General features: G+C 38.6%; 18 protein-coding genes and 1 pseudogene. All 19 read right to left on the bottom strand.

What is annotated here, in order from left to right; genetic code table 11:
- Positions 1-94: 94 nt before the first annotated feature.
- The gene (locus tag B9L23_RS01865) at positions 95-1,828 is read right to left on the bottom strand and encodes a DHA2 family efflux MFS transporter permease subunit (RefSeq protein ID WP_089096774.1); all 1,734 of its coding nucleotides are present in this window, start codon (positions 1,826-1,828) and stop codon (positions 95-97) included.
- Between the two features lie 501 nt (positions 1,829-2,329).
- Positions 2,330-3,430, bottom strand: a complete 1,101-nt coding sequence (locus tag B9L23_RS01860) for an acyl-CoA dehydrogenase family protein (RefSeq protein ID WP_013877581.1) — start codon at positions 3,428-3,430, stop codon at positions 2,330-2,332.
- A 244-nt stretch (positions 3,431-3,674) separates the two neighbouring features.
- The gene (locus B9L23_RS01850; protein ID WP_089096772.1) at positions 3,675-3,911 is read right to left on the bottom strand and encodes a hypothetical protein; all 237 of its coding nucleotides are present in this window, start codon (positions 3,909-3,911) and stop codon (positions 3,675-3,677) included.
- Positions 3,912-3,930: 19 nt separating this feature from the next.
- Positions 3,931-5,187, bottom strand: a complete 1,257-nt coding sequence (locus tag B9L23_RS01845) for an aspartate aminotransferase family protein (RefSeq protein ID WP_013877583.1) — start codon at positions 5,185-5,187, stop codon at positions 3,931-3,933.
- Between the two features lie 4 nt (positions 5,188-5,191).
- Positions 5,192-6,229, bottom strand: a complete 1,038-nt coding sequence (locus B9L23_RS01840) for an SDR family oxidoreductase (protein WP_089096771.1) — start codon at positions 6,227-6,229, stop codon at positions 5,192-5,194.
- Positions 6,226-6,609, bottom strand: a complete 384-nt coding sequence (locus B9L23_RS01835) for a DUF5367 domain-containing protein (RefSeq protein WP_013877585.1) — start codon at positions 6,607-6,609, stop codon at positions 6,226-6,228. The genes B9L23_RS01840 and B9L23_RS01835 overlap by 4 nt, the downstream gene beginning before the upstream one ends.
- A 24-nt stretch (positions 6,610-6,633) precedes the next feature.
- Positions 6,634-7,761: a Glu/Leu/Phe/Val family dehydrogenase gene (locus B9L23_RS01830; protein WP_013877586.1), complete on the bottom strand. Its 1,128-nt coding sequence runs from the start codon at positions 7,759-7,761 to the stop codon at positions 6,634-6,636.
- A 20-nt stretch (positions 7,762-7,781) separates the two neighbouring features.
- Positions 7,782-8,897, bottom strand: a complete 1,116-nt coding sequence (locus B9L23_RS01825) for a BtaA family protein (protein WP_013877587.1) — start codon at positions 8,895-8,897, stop codon at positions 7,782-7,784.
- A 267-nt stretch (positions 8,898-9,164) separates the two neighbouring features.
- A complete protein-coding gene (locus B9L23_RS01820) occupies positions 9,165-9,641 on the bottom strand; it encodes an IS110 family transposase (RefSeq protein WP_425439775.1) in 477 nt (158 codons plus the stop codon).
- A gap of 308 nt (positions 9,642-9,949) precedes the next feature.
- Positions 9,950-10,621 carry a response regulator transcription factor gene (locus B9L23_RS01815; protein WP_044895061.1) on the bottom strand — a complete coding sequence of 224 codons (672 nt, stop codon included), beginning with the start codon at positions 10,619-10,621 and terminating at the stop codon, positions 9,950-9,952.
- A gap of 25 nt (positions 10,622-10,646) precedes the next feature.
- Positions 10,647-12,911: an ATP-binding protein gene (locus B9L23_RS01810; RefSeq protein ID WP_089096770.1), complete on the bottom strand. Its 2,265-nt coding sequence runs from the start codon at positions 12,909-12,911 to the stop codon at positions 10,647-10,649.
- A gap of 6 nt (positions 12,912-12,917) precedes the next feature.
- On the bottom strand, positions 12,918-13,073 hold the full coding sequence (comX, locus tag B9L23_RS01805) for a competence pheromone ComX (RefSeq protein ID WP_013144165.1): 156 nt from the start codon (positions 13,071-13,073) through the stop codon (positions 12,918-12,920).
- A gap of 19 nt (positions 13,074-13,092) precedes the next feature.
- Positions 13,093-14,004, bottom strand: coding sequence for a polyprenyl synthetase family protein (locus B9L23_RS01800; RefSeq protein WP_245842272.1), 912 nt, complete (start codon positions 14,002-14,004; stop codon positions 13,093-13,095).
- Positions 14,005-14,190: 186 nt separating this feature from the next.
- Positions 14,191-15,942: an ABC transporter ATP-binding protein gene (locus B9L23_RS01795; protein WP_089096768.1), complete on the bottom strand. Its 1,752-nt coding sequence runs from the start codon at positions 15,940-15,942 to the stop codon at positions 14,191-14,193.
- Positions 15,939-16,262 carry a MerR family transcriptional regulator gene (locus B9L23_RS21305; RefSeq protein WP_141103832.1) on the bottom strand — a complete coding sequence of 108 codons (324 nt, stop codon included), beginning with the start codon at positions 16,260-16,262 and terminating at the stop codon, positions 15,939-15,941. The genes B9L23_RS01795 and B9L23_RS21305 overlap by 4 nt, the downstream gene beginning before the upstream one ends.
- Positions 16,263-16,454: 192 nt before the next feature.
- The gene (pruA, locus tag B9L23_RS01785; protein WP_089096767.1) at positions 16,455-18,002 is read right to left on the bottom strand and encodes an L-glutamate gamma-semialdehyde dehydrogenase; all 1,548 of its coding nucleotides are present in this window, start codon (positions 18,000-18,002) and stop codon (positions 16,455-16,457) included.
- Positions 18,003-18,137: 135 nt separating this feature from the next.
- Positions 18,138-18,266: pseudogene (locus B9L23_RS20840) on the bottom strand (RNA-guided endonuclease TnpB family protein); the annotation flags it as partial.
- A 165-nt stretch (positions 18,267-18,431) separates the two neighbouring features.
- Positions 18,432-19,595 (bottom strand): CamS family sex pheromone protein, encoded by a 1,164-nt coding sequence (locus tag B9L23_RS01775; protein WP_089096766.1) that lies wholly within the window; start codon positions 19,593-19,595, stop codon positions 18,432-18,434.
- Between the two features lie 10 nt (positions 19,596-19,605).
- Positions 19,606-21,618: an NAD-dependent DNA ligase LigA gene (gene ligA / locus B9L23_RS01770; RefSeq protein WP_089096765.1), complete on the bottom strand. Its 2,013-nt coding sequence runs from the start codon at positions 21,616-21,618 to the stop codon at positions 19,606-19,608.
- Positions 21,619-21,625: the final 7 nt, after the last annotated feature.

The raw sequence follows: 21,625 nt of genomic DNA, 5'->3' as shown, positions 1-21,625 counted from the left end.
AATTGCTTCCACCTATCTACCCTTTGCAAGTTTAGTTGTTAAAGATAAGCATAGTTTGATCTTTTTAAACATTAATGAATAATGAAGTTACTACTCATATATCGACTTCTCTACTATGGCTTAACGAAAACTTTTTAGACAAGAAAGGCAACGATAAACTCGAAAGAAAACACAAAATAATCCCGCTGAAAAATGCTTTTGCCATGGATTTTGCTACATATTCTTTCGATATGTCTTCTATTTGTTTTTTTATGTTAGCAATGTTTTTGTCTATATTGATCAACTGTTGCTTCACTTGTTCTTCGATTTTCTTTTGCATTTCTGGAGACATTGATGTCCCTTTAGGAATCTTCGCCAGTGCCTCTTTTTCAATATTTTTCGCAAGTAATTGCTTACTTTCCTCGTCTAGTTCCAACACTCTATTGTTATTTTTTTCCTCAAAAAAAGTATCTCTTTGTTTCATTAAAACTTTTTGAATAGAGTCTTTTAGTTTTTTAGGAATATCTGATTCTTTTATGATCGTTACTCCTTCATCGACTACGTTAGCGGAATAATGATTTAGAAAGCTTAATGTTAAAGACACAAACAAAGCTACTCCAATAGCTCCCCCCACACTTCGAACTGTAGCAAAAATGCCTGAACTTAAAGAAATTTGAGTTTGAGAAACGGTAGCCGTGCATACCGTAACGCTAGTGATCATAATAATCCCTAAACCTGTCCCTAAAATAGCAAGAAATAAAATTAATTTTAAAACACTTACATTTACATCAATATTTATAAGTAAGCTAAAACCAACAATAATTGTTATGTATCCTATTAACATAGGAATAAGGTAACCAATTTTATCAATTGCCCGTCCGGTGATTGGTGCTACGATGAGCATAACTCCGGAAAGAGAAGTAATCACAAACGAAGCTTCTAATGTACTAAATTCCTTAACTTTAATAAGAAATAGGGGAAGTAAAATTAACGTTCCCATTAATAATATACCACTAAGAAAATTTGAAACTAATCCAGAAACATACAAGCGATTCTTAAAAATTGAAAAATCGAGAAGAGGATTTTTTACTCTCGTTTCAACAAAAAGAAATAGGGCTCCGCTAACAACACTAATTACAAAATAAAGAAAGATCTTATAAGATGTCCATCCAATTTCTTCCCCTTGCAAAATGGCGTACGTAAGAAAAAATAAGCTCAAACTCATCAACAAAATTCCTAATGGATCAAGTTTAAATTTATGAATAGGCTCATTTCGTACTCGAATAGCGAGGAATATGAACGGAAATGCCAATAACACAATGGGAACATTAATATAAAACACCCATCTCCAGTGAATATACTCTGTAATAAGTCCTCCTAAGCTCGGGCCGATAGCAACTGCCATAGCACCAACAGCTCCCCAAATTCCCATTGCTAATCCTATTTTCTCAGGAGGAACAGCCGTTCTAACTAACATCATACTTGTAGGTATGACCATGGCTCCACCTATTCCCTGCAAAACACGAAAGATAATCAGCAAATCGGCTGATGGTGCAATTCCACATAAAAAAGAGCTAACTGTAAAAATGATGACTCCCCACAAAAAAGTGCGAACACGCCCGAACATATCAGCCATTTTACCGAGAGTAACTAATAGTACTGCAAGTGTAAGTACAAACCCGTTTATGATCCATGAGGCTTTACTTAGATCAATTTTGTAATCATCAATAATATTAGGGATCGCTATATTTACTACCGTACTATCTAAAAACACAAGAAAAAGCCCAATGCTTACTGCAAACACTTGTTTCAATCCTCTATGTCGTTGTTGATTTACAGTTTCAGTCATTTTACCTTCTCCTCTCACACCTACCAAGTTACCCTATATTTTGTAAATATTATTAAATTAAACTCTCAATATCGTTTTTCTCGTTTTTTCTTTAGAGTTTCTTCAATTTTTACAAGGATACATTCAGAATGAACACCATAAATTAGCATATATATGAATTATTTAAATTTTTGTATATAGCATCCCCTTTAAAGGAATGAGACATGAGTTTGCATCAGGAGATGCTATCTACGATAGTGAAAAAGTCCTTAAATGGGTGGTCAAACAGGAATATTTTCCCTTTTCACCAATTAATCCGTGAATAGCGGACGAACGAAAAAAAGCATACGGCCGACAACTTCCTCAGTTTTTAAAAACAGAATACAAAAAACAGCAATTTCGTTTCCGCACTCAATGAGCAGACATTTATACAGCCAAAGAATAATGGTTAGAACACCCACGTTGGTACAGTTTTAATCGTTATTTACTACATGTACAACTATACATCCTTATGCACAAACTCTAGTTTTGCAACACCATCATCATATCTAAAGCACTATGTTTTGTAGGAGGATGAAAACTTAACAATTGGCAGACTACAAGAAGATAAGCTGCTTCATTAGAGGATAAAAAGTTTAATCCACCCCATAAATTAGCAGATTTAGTTGCAACCTCTTTTAAAATATTTTCTACCCCATAACGTACTAATAAGGTCTCCTGTAACAATGATTCACTAAACCCATCGGTTAAAAGTGTATACGCCTTTCCTTCTAATGCAGATGTGGCCATTTCTACTTGAACCATCAAATCTACTTTGTTAATATCTGAAATTTTATTATTCATTATAACCTTTTCTACCAATCTTGAGCACGTTCCTAAATAAGTAGCTGATGCTAACAGTTCAAACAATAATAACCCATACAGTACAGCAGGATGTAAGTTAACATGGTCACCTGCTATAAATACATGTTCCATATCAACAAATACATCATGTAAAAAAACCTCTTCTGTTTCTGTTGCCCTCAATACCCAATGTTTCCAGAACTCCTTAACTTCGATTCCTTTTGCATTACTCGGGATCATAGCAATAGCAAAAACTTCCTTACCATTTTTGTCTACGAGATTTACGCTTGCCGTCAAGTAGTCCATTGATTTTGAAAGTGTACATGGCCTTTTACTACCTTTGACAATAATACCATTACTGACAACTTCAGCTTTCATTGTTGGAGAAAAAATATTATTATTGTTCCCTTCGGCAAATCCCGAAGCAAGCAATAGTCTCTCTGCTGCAATTTTTTTTAAGATATTCTCTAATTTAGGTTGATATTTTACAACTTCCATTAGCGAGGCAACTGAAAAGTTATGCATGGTAAGCGCTAGAGCGAGAGAAGGGCTTCTACTAGCAATTGCTTTTTGTATACGAATAGCATCAAGAATATTAGCTCCCATTCCACCATACTCTTCTGAAATCATTAGTTCTGGAGCACCAATTTCTTTATATTTTCTTATACACGGTGAACATTGCTCCTCAAGTTCAAAAAAGGATTGTTCTTTCAGCCATTTATCAAAATTTGGCATGAAACGCTCCAAGGTTTCTCGTTCTTTTTTTAAAAATATAGACACTTAACATTCCTCCTCCACTGATAATGTTTTTAACTCCTCAACGGTTATGTGTATGTTCTCAAAAAGACCTATGAGAATAGATTTGATCGTATCTAAGAGTAAATTGCCTGCAATGGGATCCAATATGTCATTTAGCATGTTGATACCCAAGTCATAGTCAGCAAAAAATAAAATCTGACACCCGCTCTTATTTTTGATAATTTTCCAATAACCATTAAATTTCTCTATATCACCTTCAATCATTTCAAAAAAAAATAACTTTATCTTTATCCTCAAATACATCCCGCTCCTTCCATCGTAAAATTCCATTTTCAAATTCAATTTCCCATGAAGAAATAGAGGTATTTTGATCAATATTCTCAACTGATATTGATCTTACTATATCTACATACTTATTATAATTTTTGAAATTTCCTATTTTTTTGTACACATCATTACTATTTAATCCAGATAATGATGCTTGTATTTTTAGCTGACCCATCGTTTCCTCCTCAATCTAATCAATTTTTAATATACTTTTCATTCAAGGACATAGAAGCTCGTTGCAAGGCAGTAAAAATAAAATTTAACTCATCATTCTCCAATGTAGCAGGAGGAGTTAATCTCACAACTTTATGTGCATTAAGAGAATGTGAAACAATAACTTTTTGTTTTAGTAATTCCAAAATGAATTGACCAGCTATCCCCTCACTTTTTAGCTCAATTCCCCAAAGTAACCCTTTTCCTCTTATGTCCTCGACTAAATTTGGACAGCATTCATAAAGTATTTTCTTTAAGGTTACCCCAAATGTTTCACCTAAAAGTTTAGCTCGATCAATAATTCTGTCTTGTTTTAATATAGCTATCGTTTCTTGAACAGCTACCATTGCCAAAGGATTCCCTGCATAAGTAGAAGTATGTAGCAATGGATTTTTATTAAAAGCTTCAAACACTTCCTCTTTCGCAATAAGTGCTGCGACAGGCACTACTCCCCCACTTAAAATCTTCCCTGACAACAATATATCAGGAATAATTTTTTCTTCCTCAACCCCCCACCAATAACCTAATCTTCCTAACCCTGTCTGAATTTCATCTATAATTAATAAAGCTCCATACTGATCACATAGTTCTCTAACTTGTCTTAAATAGCCACTTGGAGGAAGGCGTACCCCTCCTTCTGCTTGCAATGGCTCTAATATAATACAACATTGTCCTTTGTTTTCCCACAGATATTCTTCAAGCGTAATCACATTTCCATATTCAACAAAATAGACATCGGTTAACAATGACTTAAATGGTTTTCGATATTTTTCTCTACCAGTTACACTTAAAGCTCCTAAGGTTTTTCCATGAAACCCATTTTTGGCTGCTACTATTTTTGTTTTGTTGTTTAATACTGCTAATTTTATACTTGCCTCAACCGCTTCCGCCCCAGAGTTGGTGAATAAAACGTTGTTTAATCCAGGCGGCGCCACATTTGCCAGTTCTTTGGATGCTTTCGCCAACTCAGGATTAAGAAATATCTTTGTTGACATAGGTAATTTTTCCAGTTGCTTCTTAACTCTGCGTACAATCCTTTCATGACAGTGACCAAGTAAAAATACTCCATATCCCCCACAATTAATATATTGGTTATCTTCGCCATCAAAAATATATACGCCTGCTGATTTTTCCTCTTGCGGTAAATTCATTAGTTCTGCAAGTTTTGCCCATCCTTTGTTAACATAGGTGTTGTATAGATTTAACGTATCAGTACAACTATTTTTAATTTCGTTCATTTACTTACCCCCTATATGCTTTCTTTTCTTCCTGAGAGTTTATGAGATTATAAAGATATTTAATGTTGTTTTTTAGTATATATTTCATGTCTTGTATTTTTTTAATTCCATAATGACTGTTTAAAAAATCTAACGAAGATGGCAACGCTTCCTCTATTGTTAAATATTCCCTCATAAACAAAGCTCTTCTTATTTCTTTTCGAACCTGAAAGGGAAGCTTCGGTAAAAACACAGGCTTAATTAATCTATCAAACAGATCAGGATCAACAATTTTGGGAGACGAAATAGATTTGTTAAATAAAATCGTACTTTCCTGTACTATCGTATCAATCACTTCTTTCAACATCGGGGCATTCTGACCATTAGTAATATAAAATTCGCCACCAATATGTTCATTATGGACTAAAGCAAAAATAACCTCCGCTACCATATCTTGTGGAACAATATCAAGAATAGAATGTGGAAGACCTGGTAACATAGGAAGCTTTTCTTCCATTATCAATCGGCTTAGTAAATGAAATCCTTGCAACGTTGACACTGTTCCATGATGAGAATCACCAATAATTATTGAAGGTCTGATAATCGTTGCTTTAACCAAACTGTCTTTAACAATTTTTTCAGCCAATCTTTTTGAGATTTCATAAAAATTACGTTGTTTACCAAAGCGATTTGCATTTGGGAAATCATAAACATATGCCGTACTGACATGGTAAAGAGGAGCATCTGCGTCTCTAGACAAGGTTACAATATTCTTAGTTCCCACAACATTTGTATTTTCAATAATTTCTTTCCTTTCACTAAAATCTGTAATGGCCGCCATATGAATAATGACATCAATTTGTTTACATAATGTTTGGTATTCGTTATAAGTAAGTCCCAATTGTTTTTTGGTAATATCACCTTTTATTGAGATAACACCATGTTCCTTAAAAGGAGTTTTATGAATTAAACAAATAACTTGGTATTCTTTTAATTTAGAAATAAGGGCTCTACCCAATAAGCCTGTGGCACCGGTCAAAAAAACCGTCTTAAAAGTTTTCATTTGTCATCGTTCCTCTCTCGCTTTTTCAGTGGAAGGCCCGTTATCAAAATCAAACTGTATGCCCATAATAACCAAGAGCCAAAATATCGGTCCGATTCTACAGGTAAATTAGTAAACACTCTTGGAAAGACAGTTAACACAATCGTATCAATTAACATACCGGGAAGTGCGATAAACATAGCAGCTTTTAAACGTTCATCTTTTGTTAAACCTTTAAAGTTATATAGCGGATAAGTTAATAAAAAAATTAAAGGAACAACAAACATATAGGATAAGAGAAGAAGCAAAGTACTATCAGGAGTAAAGAAAAAATGACCAACAAATCGAAAAATGAACGTGGCTCCTAACCAAACAAGGAAGCCCCAAATTAGAAAATACATGAACAACACCTCTATTTCTATTTTTTACATTTTTAAATTAAGACAACGATTTACATAAACATCAGAGGCATATCTCAAGTTGCTTCCGTATGAAGAAAACGCTATTTCTACTATTTCATTTAAAGAGTTTCTAATTCTATGATGCAATTCTATAAAAACAGTATCCATTGTCGCCTGTCCCGAGATTAATAAACCAAAAAATGCAGCAGCTCCAGCATTAGTTATATAGTCTGGTAAAATATATACTCCTTTATCAATTAAATATTTTTCCGCTTTAGATGTTACAGGCATATTGGCTGCTTCAATGATTACTTTTGCGTTTACTTCATGGCAGTTTTCTTCATGAATACTATCCTTAATAGCAGCCGGAATAAGAATATCTGCATTTACTTTTATCCAATATCCTTTTGGGTATTGAATTATATGATCTGGTAACTTCGTACGATTAATAACCCCATTTGAATCTGTAATTGATAGCAATTCTGGTATTGGGAGACCATCATTATTGACTACACAGCCGACAGAATCTTCAATTGCAATAATTTTTGCTCCACTCTGGAGAAGCTTTTCTGCAGTGATTTGCCCCACAGTTCCAAACCCTTGAATAGCAACCGTACTTTCGCAAAGATTCAACTGAATTTTCCTACAAATTGTTCTAACTGCTTCTAAAATCGATAATCCAAGCGCTTCTACAGAATAGCTTTTTCCGAATAAATCACTTAATTGGAATTTATTAGGAATGTCTACTGAAATTCCTCGTTCACGTAAACGACGCACAACAACATCAACTGGATTGTAATGAATAGATTCATATATATAAGCCACATCCTTTCCTGTAACACCTAAGTCTTCTCCAAGAAAATAATTATGTTTTAAAAGAGGTTCTGTTAATTCCGCAAATCTTTTTAATAGTATTTTTTTTTCGTGCTTAGAAGGGTCATACTCTATTCCCGCCTTGGCTCCACCTAACTCTATATTTAAGGCTGCATACTTCTTGGTCATAATCGCAGCTAACTTCTTTATTTCACCCAAACTAATATCTGGGGACATTCTTAATCCACCCGCACTTATTCCGTTAACTAAACTGTCAATAACGATATATCCTTTTAAATCATAATTGGGATCGCTGATGGTAATTTCATAAAGACTCACCTTTATATTCCCCTTTCTTTTTATTTTTTAATCATACCTACTTCGAAAGTAAACGCAAAGGAGCGATCATTTTCATTCAGAAATTTTATTACCTCATCAAGTCGTTGAACATGAGATGTTAAATTCTCTGGAATGGTTCTTTTCGAAAGAAAATTACGATAACAAAAAATACCCCTGTTCCTGCTTACTCTAATAATTTCACTTAAAATCGCTTCAAATGAATGTTCTGACATCCAACCGGAAATATCAGATAGGGAAAATTTATCAAATGAGTTATCGGGTACTTCCTGTAAATATTTTTCTAATGGGGCTGTAACAATTTTTACTTTATGACGACTCCTCCTGATTTTTTCATAATGACATGGATACAAATAAACAGGTAATGAAGATGTATGAATGTAATTTCCTGATAAAAGAAATGTAAGCCAATGATTTTCTTTTATAGGGTGATGAGTAAATGTATAGTCCAGACGTGATATTAAATAATCTGCCAGTGAATTTACTTCACTATAAGCATAGTAACTAGGATCATTTAAAATAAATTTGTAGATTGACCTTCTACATAGTGTCTGTATGCTTCTACGCCATAACCAAGTATTTAACTTCTTATAGAGAATTCTTTGTTCTTCGATAGAACGACTTTTTAGCAATTTAGATATAATGTTTCCTCTTGTAAATTTGATAATTGGAAGTACCACATTTCTGTAAAATCTTTCTTGTCTCCCAGTAAAAATGACACCCTGTTTAATTTTTTCTTTATGTTTGTCCCAAAAGATTGCTGCATCATCAGAAAGCAACGGTTTTAATTTCTCGTACATTTGAAGACGTTTGTCGGAATTATGAATTCCTAAAAATTGCAAAACTTCCTCATATGTAAGTGCTTCAAAGGCAGATAATTTTAACTCTAGTAAATAGTTTTGTTCAGGAACAGCGTCAACGGAGGTTAAAGATTTAGGCTCATTCGCTAACAGCGCTAAACTTCTGCAACCACTGCCAGTGATGGAAAGAACGTCATCTGTCGAGGATATATTTAAAGCGGTTAACTCAGATTGTGAATCCTCATTTGAAGTGGTATATAAAAGCCAATTTTTTTCTGTAGTTAATAGCTTAACTATACTACCTAAATATGAAATCATAACAACCTCCCTCTATAAATGTTGATATATCAACGGTTGTAGCCGTTTCAGGGGTGTCAAAAAAATATTTTTCGACAAAGTTCCTAACATTATTTCTTAAATATGTGTATATCTTACATTGACTGGGTACGCTTCGCGGCCACTACTGGTTAAATTTGGTTGTAGTGGGGGAAGCGTATGGGATGCACCGTGGATCTCTGCATCGCTGATGATGACGAACCCTCCCATGTCTCTTGGCATCCTTGTGCCTACATTCCTTCGTTCGGTCTAGTCATCAGGCAGAGGCCGGCTAAGCTCCTTTAGGGACTCAAGGTCGAATGGATGATATCGCGCCAGCTTCTCCGTGTCATCCTTGTTGTCTAGAGAATCGAGACTATAGGCATCAAGCAGCCGTTTCGAGGCCAAAGATGTCCTCTCTTTGGATCGCTTCACGTGCATCGGGTTTGTCATGACGAGAGGAATGCCCTTCTCGTCAAGAAAGTAAGCGAGATTGAGCCAATAATGTCCCGTTGGCTCGATGCCAACGATCACCTCGGTTTTTCCAAATTCCTTCATGGCTTCCACGATGCACTGGTACAACCATTCCAATCCTTCTCTAGATTGCGGAACGGGAAACGACTTTTTTAACACCCTCCCTCGCTCATCCACAAAGCAGGCATAATGCTTCTTTTTCGCGATATCCATGCCAACGACGAGCGTTTGATCGGTGACTTGATTAATCTTCTTGTTTGAGATAGAATTCATGTATAGTCCTCCTTGGTATCCAAATTAGGGGTCAATTCACAGATTGACACCCCCGAATCATACCAAGAGGGCTTTTTTTATTCAAGTCCCCGGAAAAACTTCTAACAGGAATGCTCCTTATAATTTTTATGTAATCAAAAATGGCTCTTGCGTTCTTTTGTCTCACACACTTTTTTTAAAATTATTCTTACTTATCTTAATTATACATCCATTTTCTTTCCTTTTTACCACCAACATGGTGTCGGAACCCCGCCATTTTTTGGCGGAATACCGACACGAGATGACGGACTCCAAAAAAGAAAACGCCCTCACCGATCAGATGAAGACGTTAACAACATATGAAGTTCTGGAATGAACCCTAATTGTTTTGCTTTTTCCACGGCTTCTACCCTCGAAGATACATGCAGCTTTGTGAAAATGCGCGATAGATGCCGTTCTACACTTCGTTGGCTTATATAGTGTTTTTTAGCAATATCTTTATTGCTTAAACCGTTGGCGACCTCGAATAATATTTCTTGCTCAAGCTGGCTCAGCGCAACCTGTTTTTCATTTTCCTCCATACTTGCCCTTACTTCGCAAAGATGCAGTTGACGCAGTAAATGCACAGGAATGACCGCTTCATCTCTTAATGCACAGCGAATCGCCGTAATCAATTGTTCGCTTGTTGCCGTTTTGCTGACAAAGCCTGTAATGCCTGATTCAATTAAATAATTAAAAAAAGGAGCGACATCATACCCGGTATATATGACAATTTTCGCATTTGGCTGTTTTTGGAGAATCCGCCTGCTTAATTCGATACCGCTCATATCCGGCATACGCCAATCAAGCAAAAACACATCATATGTACGTTGTTCCATCATCTGTTCCGCTTCTGTGCCAGATGTAACAAGTTCTACTTGAAAATCTTGTTCTCTCTCGAGTATGTTCTTTGTCCCTTCACCAACAAGACGATGATCATCGACAACCAAAATGTGAATCATCCAGTCATTTCTCTCCTTCTCATGCTTATAATGGAATGGTGATCCGTATATCTAGCCCCTCGCCAAGTTGTGACGTCATCTCGCATGTTCCACCTAAACCTTGCACACGCTCTTTTATGCCAAACAAACCAAGCTTTCCATCATAATGATTTAATTTTTTCATGTCTATACCTATACCATTGTCAATATAATGAAGTTGAACTTCCTCATTTTGAACCTCCAATGTTAGTTGAATGTGCGATGCCTGCGAATGTTTCAGCGCATTGTTTAATAATTCTTGGATAATCCGATAAATAGCAAGCTCCTGTTCTTCTTCTAATTTGGCTAATAAATGAACATTCCATTCTATTTTTATATTCGCACGTAATTGGAACCGTTGGATTAACTGTACGATCGCTTCCTTTAATCCGATTTGACTCAAAAATGGCGGTCTTAATTCATGACATATTTCCCTTGTTAAATCAATGATATCTACGATTTCTTCTTCGATGTCGCTTAGCTGCTTTTTCATTTCATCCATACGCATATTTTGAACGCGCAAACTCTCCACTTTCCGTTTTAAAACAATTAAATCTTGAAGAATCGTATCGTGCAAATCAATGGATAACTTTCTTCTTTCCTTTTCCGACCATTGAAAGATCAAACGAGTGAGCCAAATAGAATTTCTGCTTTCCTTTAGATTGTCTAACTCTTTTATTAAATCCTCTACTTTGGCCATATTTTCAATCGTGATGCTGGTATAATAGACAATAGTCGATAACCAATCTGTTTGTTCTGCCGTAAATGGAATAGGATGTTTCTTTTTTCCTATTAATAGTAAAGGACCTTGCCGGAACGAGCCTACAAAAACCGCAAACAAACGCTTATTTTCAATGATTTTCCCAATCGAAAGTGGTTTTCTATCCATCTTTTTGGTTAGTTTCATCCACTCTTTTTCATCACATTGAAAAGGTGCTTGCATATTTTTAATTGCTGGTTGTACAAAAGCCAGTTCCTCTATAGCTAATAATTCGCTCACCTCTTTTTCTAGGCATTGGATCACTTCTTGCATGTTTTTCTGTTTTTTTAATGCTTCGCCGATCCGATATATACTTTCTTGATAAAAGTCTTTTTGTACGTATAACTTCGTCCTTAATATTCGATCGAAACATCCTTTTAAATAGAGAGCAAGGATATTTATTACATAAATCAGTAAAAACAACAAAGCAAGCTCTACAAGCCCTCTCGCTTCATTGACAAATTTGATATAAAGCAATGTAACAAGAAAAGATGGAAGTAAAGATAAAAAGGCATAGTACACAAAATGATTGATGGAAAACTGTAATTGAAATAGCCGATCCGTACAAATTAAATAAAGAAAGACAGATGGCAGCACAAAAAGCGAGGTAACAGTTAATTCAGCTGGTAATACCCATTTTCCAATAATTAAAACCGGGAGACTATAAAATAAAATAAATGGTACAACAGATAGACCAATTGCGAAAAACAACCCTTTGACCGTATTTTGCTGTTCATCTTTTTTAAGATAAACCAATCCTTTTCCTAACAAAGCAAGAATGATGACCATGTTGATAAAAAATGTAGTCAATAGCACTTCTGCTTCACTGATCGAACGAAACGATAAAGACATGAGTGAGACAACAAACATCACAAAGTTAAACCCATAAAGAGAAAAGATGATTTTGTTCGTAAACCACAATTTCTTTTCTTTTTCAAAATAATGATGAACGAAATGCAAAAAGACGGCAGGTAAGATTAAAAATATACCGTTAAACATTTGCCGCCCAAACAGTGCATATTTTGCTGATAAGCTCGCACTTATATAACAAAGCCCTATCAATAACAAAAAGTAAATAAGCACGGTTGCCGATTTGTCATCCGGCCGCAGACGAAGCAAAAAAATGCTTAAACTAACAGCGAATAGAAAAAAACCCGCCGGCAAGGCAATATAATACAGCCATTGTTCCGTTCCATGCGATTTATAGTCAACCGTCAATGTTTGGATTTGATTTTCTCTCTGAATCGTTATTGTTTTCGCTTGTTCAATTGTTTTGTATTTCCGGACAGTAAAATGGGAGAGCGGAGGCTTTCCATCCACTTTCAGCACTTGATCATTAATATGAATACCATGTTTTTTTGCCCAACCAAACTCGTAAATATCGTTAACAATAATATCACCATTCTTGTTTTCTACTACATCTATACCAATCAATGGATGCCTAACATTTAAAATGGTTAAATATAGCGCTACAATCAAAGCAACAATCATCGCAATGACTGTTCGATTCATCGTTATCTACTTCCAATATCCAAGCGGCTCCGTCGATTCACTAAATACCTTTACAACCGCTTTTACCTCTAACTCACTTAAACCTATCAAGCTCACCGTACCATTTTGTAATTTTTCGATGACTTCTGGATGTTCTACTAAAAAGCGAATGATTTCTTGCATCGCAGATCCCCCTCCAACATTACAAAATAATTGTTTTCAGTGCGGATTTGTACCTATCGTCTACATCCAGTTTCTCGATTTCTTGCAAAGCCTTTTCCTTGTAAATCTGGCTCATCACTTTAGCATAATAAAACGCTCCTTCCTGTTCCATTTGCTGAATCACTTTTTCTTTTTGGGCATAAAGCTCATTGTAATCAATATGATTGCTAAAATACTGTTTCAATAAGTTATCCCGTTTACTTGCCAGCATGTACAATACCGGAAGCGACTTCTTCTTTGCTTTGATGTCGTTCTTCTCATCCCAACGATACAACGCATCGATATCATTGTCGATTTGCGCAGCGATTCCTATATCATTGGCATACTTTTCAATGATGACAGTGTTTTTTTCAGCGCCTGCCAATGCAGTTCCGACGAAACACGCCATGGCTACTAGAGAACCTGATTTTTTCTTCAGCATCTGTAAATAATCCGTTTCCGTCTGTATGTCATTTGTGACATCCATATGCTGCCCATTTAAACTTTGAAGCAATCGAGATAAAATATATGACTGTGCCCTTACTTTTTTATAATCATCGATAGGCAAATCCGCAATTGCTTTTTGTCCTGCTAACAATAATCCGACGACGACATGAAGGAAGGTGGCAAGAGGGACTTGTCTCCACGAGATTTCCAAGCTGTCTTGATCAACGAGGTCATCGAGTAGATCCCCAGCCAACATCATCAGTTCTACAACCGCTGCGATTCGTTCGGTTTCCTTCATGTTTTCGGAAAACATCTGATAATGCACACCGGCTAAGCGGCCGAACAAAAAGTCGCTTTGTTTTGTGTGCTCCTCTATTGATGTCAATACCGCTTCTTTTAAAGACGGCACGGAAAAAGATGATTCGAGGATTTCTTTCATTTTCATCCTCACTGTTTCTTTTTCCATGATTTCACCAACATCCCACACAAATATTTCCAATAGATAAATTACAACAAAATTCGTGAAATTCCTTCTTCAAACTTATCGAAATATGAACCTCTCCCATCTCTTCATGGAATGAGGGTGGGAGAGGTTCATATGTGGTTTTAACACCAAAGTTGTACCTGCCATGCCTCGAAAAAAATTTATTTTTTACTCCGATATTGTCTGAAATTGTTGTTCGGCCAGTTCTCTGTAGAGCGGATGGGTTTGCAGCAATTCGCTATGTGTTCCGACCCCAGTGATGGTCCCATTCTCTAATACAACGATTTGGTCTGCGTTGACAACGGTTGAGAGCCGATGAGCAATGACAAGTGTTGTTCTTCCTTCCATTAGCCGCTGCAAGGCCTTTTGAACAAGAACTTCCGATGAGCTGTCCAGGTTTGAGGTTGCTTCGTCAAGGAGAAGAATTTTCGGATTGCGGATAAGAGCGCGGGCAATGGCAATTCTCTGCCGCTGTCCACCTGATAATTTGATTCCCCGTTCCCCGACTTCCGTCAAATATCCGTTTGGAAGCCGCTCGATAAATTCCGCTGCATTTGCCAGTTTGGCTGCTCGTTCTATTTCTTCATCGGAAACGTCTCTATTGAGCCCATAACAAATATTGTCACGTATCGTTCCTGACATCATTGGACTTTCTTGAGAAACATAACCGATTTGACTGCGCCACGAATACAAGTCAAAATCTTCAATATTGGTTTCCCCTAGCAATATTTCTCCTTCATCGGGTGTGTAAAATCGTTCTAACAAAGCAAACAATGTCGTTTTTCCGGCGCCGCTCGGACCAACAATAGCTGTTGTTTTCCCTGAAGGAATAGTGAGCGTTACTTGTTTGAGTACAGGCTCCCCCTTTTTATAAGAAAAGGAAACATTTCGAAAATGTATATCTTGCTCAGGATTTTGCACCGCAGGCAAGCTGCCGTTTGGTTCTTTCTCTAAGGATAAAATGCGTTGGATTCGTTCTGTTGCCCCCATTGCTTTTTGAAATGAGGTGAAAAATACAGCCATCTGACTAAAAGGAACAACGATTTGAACCATGTAAATAATGATGGCGACAAGAGAGCCGGATGAAAGCGTGCCTGAGGCTACACGAACGCCGCCATAACCGATCAAAATGACTAAAACGAGCATCATCACAAATGTCATAAAAGGGGAAATGACAGCCTGTATTCTTGCTTCTTTTAGACCGAATTGAAAAAGATGAAGAATCCCTAGTTCCCCGTTTTTTTGCTCTTCTTTCTCTGCACAATAAGCTTTTACAAGTCGAATATCGGATAACACTCTGCCAAGATTGGCTGAAAAACTGGCCATTTCATCTTGGGTGGTTTTTGAAATTTTGTACATTTTTTGCCCAAGCGGCCAGAGAATAAGGATTGAAACTGGGACAGCCGTCACCATCATAAGGGTCATTTTCCAGTCGATAATAAGCAGGATGCTAACAGCCCCTGCAACGGAAATGAATCCAGTCAGAAATGTAACTAAATGTTGGGTGATCAGCATTTTTACCGTGTTGGTATCTTGAGTAATTCGGCTCATCGTTTCTCCAGATTGGTGATTGTCGAAAAAAGGAATAGGCAATAATAAAACTTGATTCCAAAGCTTTTTGCGAATTGCTGCAACCACATATTCTCCAATATAGGTGAGGAAGTAATAAGAAAATCCGGAAGTGATCGTTTGCAAAATAAATGAAGCCGCAAGTAAAATAATAATCGATGGTTCTACCGTAGATGCAGCGATCTGGTCAACAAGAGATTTCGTAAACCATGGTACAATGAGCCCAACCCCTGTCTCGATCAAACTAAGAGTAATAGCAGTGACAAAAATCCATTTTGGCGGATTCGTGCTCTTGATTAACTCCCAGAAAGATTGCCAATTGTCTATCGGCATATCACGATTCTTCTTCATTCCAATCTACTCCTTCTTTCGCTAAAAATATTTCTATAGCTTTTGCCACCCATTCCTCTTCTTCTTTGAAAAGCAAGCGATTCTTTTAAATCCCATTTTTCTTCTTGCATAAAATGTTTAATTTCCTCAAGGGAAAAACCTAAAAACTTCAGTGCCACAATCTTTTGCAATGCAATGATCTCATCTTCACTGTAAAATCGGCGTCCAGAACTCGATACATGCGACGGTTTCAAAATTCCTATTTCATCATAATAGTGAAGAGTTCGTATTGTTTGGCCGGTTTTTTTCGCAAACTCACCGATTGGATACACCTTTTTCATCGTTCTCCCCCTTCTGACACTATCATAAAACTTCACGTAACGTTGGAATCAATAAAAATGTTTAAGTCATTACCATTTTTTTAATAACAAAGCCACGCAAAAACTTTGTAAATATTACAACATTTACAACAAGCCACCGAAACTTATCAATACACAAAAAACCCTCCCTGCCTGCGCAGAGAGGGTTTTTCATTAAAACATTTCTGATACCGTTTTTGCTTGCATATGAAGAATCAAGTAGTCAGGGCCGCCCGCTTTCGAGTCGGTGCCGGACATGTTGAAGCCGCCGAACGGTTGGTAACCAACGATCGCGCCCGTGCAACCGCGGTTGAAGTAAAGGTTGCCGACATGGAATTCTTCGCGCGCTTTTTCAAGGTTGGCGCGGTTGCGGGAGATGACGGCGCCAGTTAAGCCGTATTCGGTGTTGTTGGCGATTTCAAGCGCATGATCGAAATCTTTCGCTTTCGTAAACGCCACAACCGGTCCGAAAATTTCTTCTTGCATGATGCGCGCGTTCGGATCAACATCGGCAAATACCGTTGGCTGAATGAAAAAGCCTTTGGAATCGTCCCCTTCGCCGCCTGTCATGAGACGTCCTTCTTTTTTGCCGATTTCGATATATTCCATAATTTTGTTGTATGCCGATTGGTCGATGACTGGACCCATAAATGTGCTTTGGTCCGCAGGATCGCCGACTTTTAGTTGTTTTGTCAACTCGACAACGCGATTTAATACTTGATCATACACATCTTCGACGATAATGGCGCGCGAGCAAGCCGAACATTTTTGGCCGGAGAAACCAAACGCAGATGCGACAATCGATTGTGCTGCTAATTCTAGATCCGCTTCCTTGTCGACAACAATGGCGTCTTTACCGCCCATCTCGGCGATGACGCGTTTGAGCCAGATTTGGCCCGGATGTACTTTTGCGGCGCGTTCGTAAATGCGAATGCCGACATCGCGGGAACCAGTGAAGCTAATAAAGCGAGTGCGCGGATGGTCTACTAAGTAATCGCCAACTTCCGCACCGCTTCCTGGAATGTAGTTTAATACTCCCGCAGGAAGCCCTGCTTCTTCCAATACTTCTGCGAATTTGTAAGCAACTACTGGGGTAGCGCTCGCTGGCTTGAGCAGTACCGTATTGCCGGTAACAAGCGATGCGACGGTCGTACCAGCCATAATCGCAAACGGGAAGTTCCACGGCGAAATGACAACGCCAACGCCAAGCGGAATATAGAAGAAACGGTTTGTTTCGCCCGGGCGGCTTTCTACTGGAATGCCGTCTTTTAATTTCAACATTTGGCGAGCGTAATATTCCATAAAGTCAATCGCTTCCGCCGTATCCGCATCCGCTTCTTTCCACGGTTTACCCGCTTCTTTTACCATCAATGCCGAAAATTCATGTTTGCGGCGGCGCACAATCGCAGCAGCGCGGAATAAAATATCTGCACGCGCCTCCGGTTTTGTTTTGCTCCACCATTTAAACGCTTCATCGGCAACTTTCATCGCTTTTTCCGCAAGTTCTTTATTCGCTTTCGACACACGGCCGATTACTTCTGTCTTATTCGCAGGGTTAATTGAAACGATTTTCTCGTCGGTTGTAACCCGTTCACCGCCAATAATTAAAGGATAGTCTTTGCCAAGTTCCGCCTCGACTTTTTTCAACGCCTCTTCAAACGCTTTTCGATTCGCTTCTACGGTAAAGTCTGTAAGTGGTTCATGCTTATAAGGTTGTACCATCAATGATTTTCCCCCTTTGGTCAGATTACGAAAAAAGCGTTTACAGCCTACATCTATCATTCTAACGGGTGAACTACCCCCACTTAATTTCTAGCGAAAATTTGAAGTGGGGGCTTCCAAAGAAGTTTGACTGCTTTAAGCAATCCTTATTCTTTGAGGCGTGTCCACTTCGCCGCTAGAGCATAAGACACTCAGGTCTACAGCTTTACTTTTCTTTAAGATGTTTAATGCACCATTTACATCAGCATTGATTAGTTTGCCGGACCATCTAACTATATTATACTATATTTTACTGAATCTATCCTATTTTCAGCAAAATATAGTTAAGGCGATTCATCTCCCACTTACTCCGCTTCGCTTCGTTGAAGTGGGAGTCTTCTCGCCTAATTAAAAAGAAAAGTTATTCAATTTTTTAAAAAAAGCAAAAAACTATTGATAAATATGAACAAACGGTTGATCTGCCTTCGCTTGACGAATAATAATGCTTTCCGGTCCACCTACAGAAGAAATATAGACGTTTACATTAATATAATTCGGAAACTTTTCCATGACCAGGCCTGTAACATATTGGGTAAATCCTATCACTTCCGCTTTTCCGTAAAACGGCATCGAGATGTTAATCGTCAGCTGTTGCAGTTGATCATTACGGTATAGCGCTTTTCCGACAACTCCTGTGTAATTTGGGAAAAATTCCTCAATATCCGATTTAAAATTGTTAAACTTTAACCAGTCATCCCGATGGTTTTTTTGCGCTTCATCGGATGGAAATAAATAGTACTCTTCATGAATGGCTTTCCATTCGTCAATCGTATCGCTTCCTTCATCCACATGCGCAACAGCGAAAAAGTTGCCTGGAATAACCGAAGATTTTGGCGCTTGTTTGAACAGCGCGATCGTAATCGGAACCTCTTTCAACTCTTTGATATGGCGAAGGCGGGAAAGAACTTCCGCTGCGATTCGTTTTCCTTCCTTTTCAATAACATCATCTTTGATTTTTACCTCGCGCGGATAGCCTTGTTCCGTTTCGTAGTAATGAACGGAATTTAATGCTAATCCAATGGCTACTCCGCCTAATTTTACTTTATTGTCACTCGTTTTGACTAAATAATCATGCTCCAAAATGCTTGCTAAATAAATCGGGCTTTTTTTATTTTTTTCTTCATTCGTTCCGCTGTCGCTAATAGGTGGATTTAAGCCGACGTTTTCGGAAGGCTTCATCTTTTCTCTTTTTAGCTGACTAGGAGTCCGTTCTCTTTTCAGCCAACGTTTCACCGTTTTTTTATCTAAGTATTGCCCTTCTTGGAATAAATATTCTTCTGGAGAAAAGCGGTCTTGTGCTACACGCATAAGCCCTGTTTCAAATTCATCCACATCCAAACGGGTATTTAAATCTTCTACTACTTCTCCCCGTGCTCCTGAGACTTTAAACGGCAGCACAACACGGTAATAAGAATCGGAAATGTTATATTTTGGAATCACTGCTTTTTGCTCCTTATTGTCTTTCTTCTGTACTACCTCTTCCTCATCAAATTTTGGAGCGCAGGAAGAAAGGAAAAGAAGAAGTGCAGTGAATATGATCATCCGTTTCTTCATTTTTCCACACCTACTTATTTTGTTCAATTTCTTGAAGAAATCTCGCTTCATCCCAAATCTCGATGTTAAGCTGCTGTGCTTTCGCAAGCTTCGAGCCTGCATCTGCTCCGGCAATGACTAAATCTGTATTTTTGCTCACACTGCCAGTGACTTTGCCGCCAAGCTGTTCAATTTTTTCTTTTGCCTCATTGCGCGACAATGATTCAAGTTTTCCTGTTAATACAACTGTTTTTCCTGCAAAATATGAATGAACATCGCCAGGTTTTGGCGTTTTCGGGCCCTTGTATTCCATGTTGACACCGTAAGCGCGCAGTTCGTTTAGAAGTTCTTTTACTTCCGGTTTCGCAAAATACGTGACAATCGAATCAGCCATTTTTTCACCAATCTCGTGAATTGCCATTAATTCTTCTTTTGTCGCTGTTTGCAGACGATCCATTGTTTCAAAATGTTCCGCTAACACTTTGGCGGCTTTTGCGCCGACATGGCGAATGCCGAGACCGAAGAGAAGACGTTCTAGCGAATTTTGTTTGGACGCTTCAATGGCATGGAGTAAATTGGCTGCCGATTTTTCCCCCATACGTTCTAAAGGGATGAGCTGCTCCTTCGTCAATCGATAAATATCCGCAACATCATGGATGAGACCTTCACGGAACAGCTGGGAAATGACCTTTTCGCCAAGTCCCTCGATGTTCATCGCTTGACGTGATACGAAGTGAATTAATCCTTCGCGAATTTGCGCTGGACATTTCGGGTTAATACACCGGAGCGCCACTTCACCATCTAAACGAACTAGTTCACTTGCACATTCCGGGCAATGGGTCGGCATGACAAACGGCACTTCTTCTCCCGTCCGCCGGTCTGGCACGACATTCACTACTTCTGGAATAATATCCCCCGCTTTTTTGATGATGACCGAATCACCAATGCGGATATCTTTCTGGCGAATAAAATCCTCATTATGAAGGGTGGCGCGTTGTACCGTTGTACCTGCAACGCGCACCGGCTCTAAAATCGCTGTCGGAGTAACGACTCCTGTGCGTCCGACGCTTAATTCGATGCCAATCAGTTTCGTTACCACTTCCTCAGCCGGGAATTTATAAGCAACGGCCCAACGTGGACTTTTCGCGGTCGCACCTAGTTGTTTTTGTTGCGCAAACGAGTCGACTTTTATGACAATCCCGTCAATTTCATAAGGTAGATGCGAGCGTTTTTCATGCCATTCATTCACAAATTGAATGACTTCATCGATATTAGCACAGCGGCGGCGTTCCGGGTTTGTTTTAAACCCAAGCTGCTGCAAATAATCGAGCGCCGCGCTATGAGAATCAATTCCTAATTCTTCCGCGTTGGCAAGGCCGTATACAAATAAATCCAGGTGACGCGATGCGGCGATTTTCGGATCCAACTGACGCAAAGAACCTGCGGCGGCGTTGCGCGGATTGGCAAACAGCTCTTCCCCGCGATTGCGTCGCTGTTCGTTCAATCGCTCAAACGACGCTTTCGGCATGTACGCTTCGCCGCGCGCTTCTAACGTTACCGGCTCATTCAAGCGAAGCGGCAAAGAGCGGATCGTTTTTAAGTTTTCGGTAATATCCTCTCCGGTCACTCCGTCGCCGCGCGTCGCCCCTTGAACGAAATAGCCGTCTTCATAACGGACAGATACAGCAAGCCCATCGATTTTCAGCTCGCAAACATAAGCGACATCATCGCCGACTTCTTGACGCACACGGCGGTCAAAATCGCGCAAATCACCTTCGTTAAACGCGTTCGCAAGGCTTAGCATCGGCGTGCGATGTTCCACTTTTTGAAACGCATCTAACGCCTGCCCGCCAACGCGTTGCGACGGAGAGTCTTTCGTTTTTAAATCCGGATATTGTTCTTCTAACGCGATAAGTTCTTGCATAAGCCGGTCGTATTCCGAATCCGGCACAGATGGACGGTCAAGCACATAATATTCATAATTGTATTGATTCAAAAGCTCGCGAAGCTCTTCGATTCGCTTGATCGCAGCTTGTCGTTCCATATTCGTT

It is taken from the genome of Parageobacillus galactosidasius (genome assembly GCF_002217735.1).
In the GTDB taxonomy this organism is placed as follows: Bacteria; Bacillota; Bacilli; order Bacillales; family Anoxybacillaceae; genus Parageobacillus_B; species Parageobacillus_B toebii.
This window is presented reverse-complemented; position numbering and strand designations above follow the sequence as displayed.

Coding starts and splice junctions, on each gene's coding strand:
- B9L23_RS01825 (WP_013877587.1), bottom strand. CDS start 8,897: ATGATTTCATATTTAGGTAGTATAGTTAAGCTATTAACTACAGAAAAA.
- pruA (WP_089096767.1), bottom strand. CDS start 18,002: ATGGTACAACCTTATAAGCATGAACCACTTACAGACTTTACCGTAGAA.
- B9L23_RS01850 (WP_089096772.1), bottom strand. CDS start 3,911: ATGGGTCAGCTAAAAATACAAGCATCATTATCTGGATTAAATAGTAAT.
- B9L23_RS01820 (WP_425439775.1), bottom strand. CDS start 9,641: ATGAATTCTATCTCAAACAAGAAGATTAATCAAGTCACCGATCAAACG.
- B9L23_RS01795 (WP_089096768.1), bottom strand. CDS start 15,942: ATGAAGAAGAATCGTGATATGCCGATAGACAATTGGCAATCTTTCTGG.
- B9L23_RS01815 (WP_044895061.1), bottom strand. CDS start 10,621: ATGATTCACATTTTGGTTGTCGATGATCATCGTCTTGTTGGTGAAGGG.
- B9L23_RS01775 (WP_089096766.1), bottom strand. CDS start 19,595: ATGAAGAAACGGATGATCATATTCACTGCACTTCTTCTTTTCCTTTCT.
- B9L23_RS01835 (WP_013877585.1), bottom strand. CDS start 6,609: ATGTATTTTCTAATTTGGGGCTTCCTTGTTTGGTTAGGAGCCACGTTC.
- B9L23_RS01845 (WP_013877583.1), bottom strand. CDS start 5,187: ATGAACGAAATTAAAAATAGTTGTACTGATACGTTAAATCTATACAAC.
- B9L23_RS21305 (WP_141103832.1), bottom strand. CDS start 16,262: ATGAAAAAGGTGTATCCAATCGGTGAGTTTGCGAAAAAAACCGGCCAA.
- comX (WP_013144165.1), bottom strand. CDS start 13,073: ATGCAAGAAATCATTCGCTTTTTAGTAGAACATCCAGAAGTCATCGAA.
- ligA (WP_089096765.1), bottom strand. CDS start 21,618: ATGGAACGACAAGCTGCGATCAAGCGAATCGAAGAGCTTCGCGAGCTT.
- B9L23_RS01800 (WP_245842272.1), bottom strand. CDS start 14,004: ATGGAAAAAGAAACAGTGAGGATGAAAATGAAAGAAATCCTCGAATCA.
- B9L23_RS01865 (WP_089096774.1), bottom strand. CDS start 1,828: ATGACTGAAACTGTAAATCAACAACGACATAGAGGATTGAAACAAGTG.
- B9L23_RS01840 (WP_089096771.1), bottom strand. CDS start 6,229: ATGAAAACTTTTAAGACGGTTTTTTTGACCGGTGCCACAGGCTTATTG.
- B9L23_RS01810 (WP_089096770.1), bottom strand. CDS start 12,911: ATGAATCGAACAGTCATTGCGATGATTGTTGCTTTGATTGTAGCGCTA.